This window comes from Streptomyces sp. LS1784, from assembly GCF_020103755.1.
Lineage (GTDB): Bacteria > Actinomycetota > Actinomycetes > Streptomycetales > Streptomycetaceae > Kitasatospora.
Map to the genome: position 1 here is coordinate 1 of NZ_JAHSQD010000472.1, position 6,562 is coordinate 6,562.

The window sequence follows — 6,562 nt, forward strand, 5'->3', positions numbered from 1 at the left end:
CGCTCGCCGCGGGGGCCGCCGCCCTGGTCGCGGGCGGGGCGGCCGCCCTGTGGGCCACCCGCCGCCGTCGCGCCGCGCACGCCCGTCGTCACTGACCACACCGGTGCCGTCACTGACGGCACCCGGAACGGCGGGAGTGTCGCCCCCGGCACTCCCGCACCGTGACCGTGCCAATGCGGACGGTTGGTTCACATGCGCGTTACACGAGAGGAACAACCGGGAAACGGCGGCTTGCAACGCTACGCGGGCACCCACCACCCAGCAATGCGAGGGACAAGCCGTGGCAATCAAGGCCGAGTACATCTGGATCGACGGCACCAAGCCGACCGCGAAGCTCCGTTCCAAGACTCGCGTCCTGCCCAACGCTGACAAGATCCCCACCTGGGGCTTCGACGGTTCCTCGACCAGCCAGGCCGAGGGCCACGCCTCGGACCGCGTGCTGGACCCGGTGCGGGTCGTGCCGGACCCGATCCGCGGTGGTGACCACATCCTGGTCCTCTGCGAGGTCCTGGAGACGGACGGCACCCCGCACGTCTCCAACACCCGCGCCCTGCTGCGCGAGGTCGCGGAGAAGTACGCCGCGCAGGAGTCCATCTTCGGCATCGAGCAGGAGTACACCTTCTTCAAGGGCTCCCGCCCGCTCGGCTTCCCGGAGGGCGGCTACCCGGCCCCGCAGGGCGGCTACTACTGCGGCGTCGGCGCCGAGGAGGTCTTCGGCCGCGAGATCGTCGAGCTGCACCTGGACCGCTGCATCGGCGCCGGCCTGGCCATCTGCGGCATCAACGCCGAGGTCATGCCCGGCCAGTGGGAGTTCCAGATCGGCCCGGTCGACGCGCTGACCGTCTCGGACGACATGTGGATCGCCCGCTACCTGCTCTACCGCACCGCCGAGGAGTTCGGCATCGACGCCACCCTCGACGCCAAGCCGGCCCGCGGCGACTGGAACGGCGCGGGTGCCCACACCAACTTCTCCACCAAGGCGATGCGCGAGGGCTACGACGCCATCATCACCGCCTGCGAGTCGCTCGGCGCCTCCCAGGAGAAGGTGCTGGAGCACGTCAACCAGTACGGTGACGACATCCAGTCCCGCCTCACCGGCAAGCACGAGACCGCCCCGTGGAACGTCTACAGCTACGGCGTCTCCGACCGCGGTGCCTCCGTGCGCATCCCGTGGCAGGTCGAGGTGGACAAGAAGGGCTACATCGAGGACCGCCGCCCGAACGCCAACGTCGACCCCTACGTCGTCACCCGGCTCCTGATCAACACCTGCTGCGAGGCCCTGGAGAAGGCCGGCCAGGTCTGATCCACCGCCGCATCCGGCACACGCACGACGCCCGCAGGCCCCCTCGCACCGGGAGGGGGCCTGCGGGCGTTCCGTCACTCCCGGGCCCCTGCCTCGGCCCCTGCCCTGACCGGCTGTTGCCCGACGTGGTGAACGGCGGGGAGTCTGCCGAGCAGCGCGCCTGCGGGACTTCCCGGACACGGACGCCCGGTACGCGGACGTCCACCCGACCCGGGGTGAACCGCCGGCCCAGGTCCGGGAGAAGATCCACTGGATCCGGCCGGCACCGGGCTGTCGCGGGGGCCCGATCGTGACCTGCAAATCGCTGGTCAAGCGCCCCCGCCGGACCGAGAATTCATGGCATGACCCAGCAGCCCCTGCTCCTCCTCGACGTGGACGGACCGCTCAACCCCTACGCCGCGCCGAAGCGGAGGCCCGAGGGCTACGACACCCACCGTCTGCGCCCCGCCTGGTGGGTGGCGAAGCAGGAGCACCTGGCGGCGGTCCAGGCGCGGCAGGCCACGCGGGCCAAGCACGCCAAGCCGCCCGCCGTCCGGGTCAAGCCGCTGCGGGTCTGGCTCAACCCGTCGCACGGCGAGGAGTTGCTGGCGCTGCCGTACGAACTGGTGTGGGCCACCGGGTGGATGGGCGAGGCGAACACCCACATAGGCCCGCACATCGGCCTGCCCGAACTGCCGTACATCCGCTGGTCCGACCTGTTCGGGGAGGACCCGGACGGGCTGCACTGGAAGACCAGGGACGTGGTCGCCTGGGCCGACGGGCGCCCGTTCGTCTGGGTGGACGACGAACTCGGCCCGCAGGACATCGCGTGGATCGAGGCGAACCACCCGGGCCCGGGCCTGGCGCTCTGGGTCGACCCCCGGATCGGACTGCGGGAGCTGCACTTCGCGGCCCTGCGGGAATGGGCGGAGGACGAGTGACGGGCGTGGCCGCAGCGGGAACGAGCGGAGGACAGGTGGCCGACGTGGCCGGGGCGGGAGCGGGTGGAGGACAGGTGGCCGACGTGGCCGAGGCAGGAGCGGGTGGAGGACGGGTGGCCGGCACGGTCGAAAGACTGCGGCGCTACCCGGTGAAGGGGCTGCTCGGCGAGGAGCTGGACCGGGCCGAGGTGACCGGCCGGGGTCTGGCCGGCGACCGGGAACGGGCGCTGCTCGACCTGGCCACCGGCCGGGTGGCCAGCGCCAAGCGGCCCCGGCTGTGGTCCGGCCTGCTGGGGTACACGGCCAGGACCACGGCGGACGGCGGCGTGGTGATCACCGGTCCGGACGGACGTGGCACGGACGAGCAGGAGCTGTCCGCGGCGCTCGGCCGCGAGGTCGTGCTGATCGCCGAGCGCCCGCCCGGCGCGACCGTCGAGCGGGCCGTGCCGGAGGAGGTGCTGGCCCGCGGTATCGCGGCCGAAACGGACTTCACCGTCAACGAGTTGGGCCGCGCCGCACCGGACGGCGGCTTCTTCGACTTCGCGCCGCTGCATCTGATCACCACCGCGACGCTGCGCGCCACCGGCAGCGCGGCCGAGCGCTACCGGCCCAACCTGGTGGTCCGCACCGAAGGCGAGGGGTACGCCGAGAACGCCTGGGTGGGACGGGAGTTGGCGATCGGGCCGACGCTGCGCCTGCGGGTCCTCGCGCCCACCCCGCGCTGCGCCGTCCCCACCCTGCGGCACGGGGCGCTGCCCCGCCGCCCCGAGGCGCTGCGCATCCCGGCCGGGCAGAACCGGGTGGTGCCGCTGGAGGGCATGCCGGCGCTGCCCTGCGCGGGGGTGTACGCCCAGGTGGTGGTGCCCGGCGCGATCCGGACCGGGGACCGGCTCACGGTGGACTGAGCGCCGGCCGTGCGCCCGGCCGAGCCTGCTCTCACACCGAACCGAGCACGGCCTCAAGGGCGTTGAGGAAGCGGTCGGTGGTCGCCTCGTCCCGGACGGCGATCCGCAGCCACTCCTCGCCCAGGCCCGGGAAGGTGTCCCCGCGCCGGACGGCGAAGCCGTGCTCGCGCAGCCGCTGCCGGACGGCCGCCGCGTCCGGCAGCCGTACCAGGACGAAGGAGGCGGCCGGTTCGCCGTACTGCCGCACCGACGGGAAGGTGGCCAGGCCCTTCACCAAGTGCGCGCGCCGGAGCGCCAGTTCGGCCGCAGCCTGTTCCGCCTCGGCGAGTGCCGCCGGGCCGCTGCACGCCTCGGCGGCGGCCAGTGCCGGGGTGGAGACCGGCCAGAGCGGCTGGGCGGCACCGAGGTCGGCGATCAGCGGTGCGGGCCCGAGCACATAGCCGATCCGCAGTCCGGCCAGGCCCCAGGTCTTGGTGAGGCTGCGCAGGACGACGACCCGGCCGGGCAGGTCCCGGACGGCGGCGAGGGACTCCCGCTCGCCCGGGACGGTGTCCATGAACGCCTCGTCCACCACCAGGGTGCGCCCCGGCCGGGCCAGTGCGGCGACGGCCTCGGCGGGGTGCAGCACGGAGGTCGGGTTGGTCGGGTTGCCGAGGACGACCAGGTCCGCCTCCTCGGGGACGGTACCCAGCCGGAACCCGTCCTCGGGCGAGAGCAGCACCCGGTGCACCCGGTGTCCGGCGTCCCGCAGGGCCGCCTCCGGCTCGGTGAACTGCGGGTGCACCACGACGATGTGACGTGGTGTCAGTACGCGCGCCAGCAGTACGAAGGCCTCGGCCGCGCCCGAGGTGAGCAGCACCTCCCCGAGCGGGCGGGCGTGCCGGGCGGCCACCGCGGCGCGCGCGGCGCTCTGGTCGGGGTAGGCGGCGAGGTCGCCGAGGGTGGCCGCGAGGTGTTCGCGCAGCCAGGCCGGGGGAGTGCCGGTGCGGACGTTGACGGCGAGGTCGACCAGGCCGAGCCCGTCGGCGCGCACCTCGGCGTCGCCGTGGTGGCGCAGGTCGGGTTCGGGGGCGGTCACGCGGGGTCTCCTTGCGGGGCGGTTCGGGTGGTCAGGGCCGGTGGTGGTGGACGCGACGAAGCTCGTACGGGCCGGGTGGCACGGTGGCCACCGGGTCGTCGCCGAAGGTGACCAGTGCGACGGTGTGGCCGTGGGAGGCGAGGGTGACGGCCGCCCCGATGCGGTCGAACGCTCCGCCGAAGGCGTCCAGCGGTGGTTGGGGCCCGCCGTCCGTCACCGCGATCCGCCGGGTTCCCGGCCGGAGTGCGCCGGCCACGGCGTCGATGGCCGCGGGCGCGCCCACGACCGCCGAGGCGCGCCGCAGTTCCGCCCGTACCCGCGGTGCCGGTGGGCACGCGTCGAGGTCGAGCAGCACGAGCCGTCCGCGCACCGCCGCCCGGGCGATCGCGACCGTGGCCTGCGCCGACTTGCGCTTGGTGACCACGAGCCGGCCGCCCGGAGCGCTCGCCAGCGCCGCCGCCTCGGCCACGCTCGCGGTGCCGACGGCCGTATTGACCGTGGTGGAGGGGTTCGGGACCGGCACGTCCGCCAGTACCTCGGCCGGGTGCTCGTCCACCGGCACCCCGGTGAGGCGGTCCGCCGCCCAGCGCACCGCCGGGTGGTCCGCCTTGCCCGCCACGGTGGCCAGCCGGGCGACCGCGGAGCGGGCCAGTCCGGCCCCCTGGAGGGTGTCCGTCAGCAACCGCAGCACCTCGGTCCGTTCGGCGCCGCCGCTCGCTCCGATGCCGACCACCAGGGTGCGCGGGACGATGGTGACCAGTCCGCTCACGTACCGCACCCTTTCGTCCCGAGCTCCGGCGATCCCACCACGCCCGGCCGGAACGGGTCAATCGCGGCGGGTGTGACATCCGACGCCGTTCCCGCCGCTGTTCCCGTCGCCGCCGGTGCGTCCGTGCGCGGCAGCTGTTCGCCTGTTCTTCACCTGTGTTGTGCGGTACACGACACCACGGCGCTCCTACTGTTTTCGGCGCTCCCGCCCAGGAAGCCCCGACATCCGGAGGACCCCATGGTCTTCGCACGACTGCGCGCCCCCGGGACCCTCACCCCCGGCACCCCCGGCACCCCCGGCACCCCCGCGTCCGCCTCCGCGTCCCTCGTGCTGCACACCCTGGAGGGCCTGGCCGGAGTCAACGCCCACGCGGGCAACTCCGCCGGCGCCGCCGACAACGCCGGAATCCGGAACTGACGCCCGTGTACGTCGCGGACTCCCGCAGTTCGAAGGCCCCCACCGGGCCGGCTGCCGCTGCGCCGGCCGCCGGCCCGGTGCGGCGGGGCGCCGTGCCCGGGGCGGTCGTCGCCCTCGGCACCGTCAGCCTGGTCACCGACATCTCCTCCGAGATGGTCGCCGCCGTCCTCCCCCTCTACCTGCTCACCGGCCTCGGCCTCTCCCCGCTCGGCTTCGGCCTGCTCGACGGCATCCAGAACGGCTTCAGCGCGCTGGTCCGGCTGGTCGGCGGCCACCTCTCCGACCGCCGCGGCCGCGACGGAGCCGCCCGCCACAAGGCCGTCGCGGCCGTCGGGTACGGGCTGTCCGCGCTGTGCCGCCCGCTGCTGCTGTTCGTCCACACCGTGCCGCTGATCGGCGCCGTGATCGCCGTCGACCGCACCGGCAAGGGCCTGCGCACCGCGCCCCGGGACGCGATGATCTCGCTCGCCACCGAACCCGCCCACCGTGGCCGGGCGTTCGGCGTGCACCGGGCGATGGACACGGCCGGCGCCCTGCTCGGCCCGCTCACCGCCTTCCTGGTGCTGCGGCTGGCCGGCGGCCCGCTGCTCGCCGACGGCGGCGAACGGCACGGCTACGACGCGGTGTTCACGGTCAGCTCGTGCGTCGCGACGCTCGGCGTGCTGATCCTGCTGCTGTTCGTGCCGAACCGGCAGCAGCGTGACGACTTGTCGACTTCCGCGCCCTCGCTGCGCGACAGCCTCACCCTGCTGCGGCTGCCGGGGCTGCGCCGGTTGACGTTCTGCTCCGTCCTGCTCGGCCTCACCACCGTCAGCGACTCCTTCCTCTACCTGCTCGTCCAGCGCCGGCTGGACCTGCCCGTCGGCCTGTTCCCACTGCTGCCGCTGGGCACCGCCGCCGCCTTCCTGCTGCTCGCCGTCCCGCTCGGCGCGCTCGCCGACCGGATCGGCCGCCACCGGCTCTTCCTCGCCGGGCACGGGGTGCTGCTGCTCGGGTACGGGCTGCTGCTCTCGCCGCTGCGCGGGCTGCCGGCGGTGCTCTGCGTGCTGGTGCTGCACGGCACCTTCTACGCGGCCACCGACGGCGTGCTCGCCGCCGCGGCCGCCGACGCCGTACCGGCCGAGCAGCGCGGCGCCGGGCTCGCCCTGGTCGGCACCGGGCAGGCGCTGG

At 74.5% G+C, this 6,562-nt stretch carries 7 protein-coding genes; 5 read left to right on the plus strand and 2 right to left on the minus strand.

Annotated elements, in window-relative coordinates:
* Nucleotides 1–280 precede the first annotated feature (280 nt).
* The 3 genes from glnII (at nucleotide 281) to KS423_RS35020 (ending at nucleotide 3,128) form a co-directional block, all read left to right on the plus strand.
* Nucleotides 281–1,303: a glutamine synthetase gene (glnII, locus tag KS423_RS35010; RefSeq protein WP_224283778.1), complete on the plus strand. Its 1,023-nt coding sequence runs from the start codon at nucleotides 281–283 to the stop codon at nucleotides 1,301–1,303.
* Between the two features lie 341 nt (nucleotides 1,304–1,644).
* A complete protein-coding gene (locus tag KS423_RS35015; RefSeq protein WP_224283779.1) occupies nucleotides 1,645–2,223 on the plus strand; it encodes a hypothetical protein in 579 nt (192 codons plus the stop codon).
* A gap of 74 nt (nucleotides 2,224–2,297) precedes the next feature.
* The gene (locus KS423_RS35020) at nucleotides 2,298–3,128 is read left to right on the plus strand and encodes an MOSC domain-containing protein (protein ID WP_224283780.1); all 831 of its coding nucleotides are present in this window, start codon (nucleotides 2,298–2,300) and stop codon (nucleotides 3,126–3,128) included.
* Between the two features lie 31 nt (nucleotides 3,129–3,159).
* Here the strand turns inward: KS423_RS35020 and cobC are convergent, their stop codons facing one another.
* On the minus strand, nucleotides 3,160–4,206 hold the full coding sequence (gene cobC / locus KS423_RS35025; RefSeq protein ID WP_224283781.1) for an Rv2231c family pyridoxal phosphate-dependent protein CobC: 1,047 nt from the start codon (nucleotides 4,204–4,206) through the stop codon (nucleotides 3,160–3,162).
* A 31-nt stretch (nucleotides 4,207–4,237) separates the two neighbouring features.
* Entirely contained in the window at nucleotides 4,238–4,975 is a 738-nt protein-coding gene (locus KS423_RS35030; RefSeq protein ID WP_224283782.1) for a cobalamin biosynthesis protein, read from the minus strand.
* A 237-nt stretch (nucleotides 4,976–5,212) separates the two neighbouring features.
* Between KS423_RS35030 and KS423_RS35035 the strand changes: the two genes are divergently transcribed.
* On the plus strand, nucleotides 5,213–5,392 hold the full coding sequence (locus KS423_RS35035; protein WP_224283783.1) for a hypothetical protein: 180 nt from the start codon (nucleotides 5,213–5,215) through the stop codon (nucleotides 5,390–5,392).
* Nucleotides 5,393–5,397: 5 nt separating this feature from the next.
* Nucleotides 5,398–6,562: MFS transporter (locus KS423_RS35040; RefSeq protein WP_224283784.1), on the plus strand; the 1,165-nt coding region annotated here is incomplete at its 3' end.

Excerpts from the sequence above, each read along its gene's own strand:
- KS423_RS35015 (WP_224283779.1), top strand. The coding sequence starts at position 1,645 with ATGACCCAGCAGCCCCTGCTCCTCCTCGACGTGGACGGACCGCTCAAC.
- KS423_RS35035 (WP_224283783.1), top strand. The coding sequence starts at position 5,213 with ATGGTCTTCGCACGACTGCGCGCCCCCGGGACCCTCACCCCCGGCACC.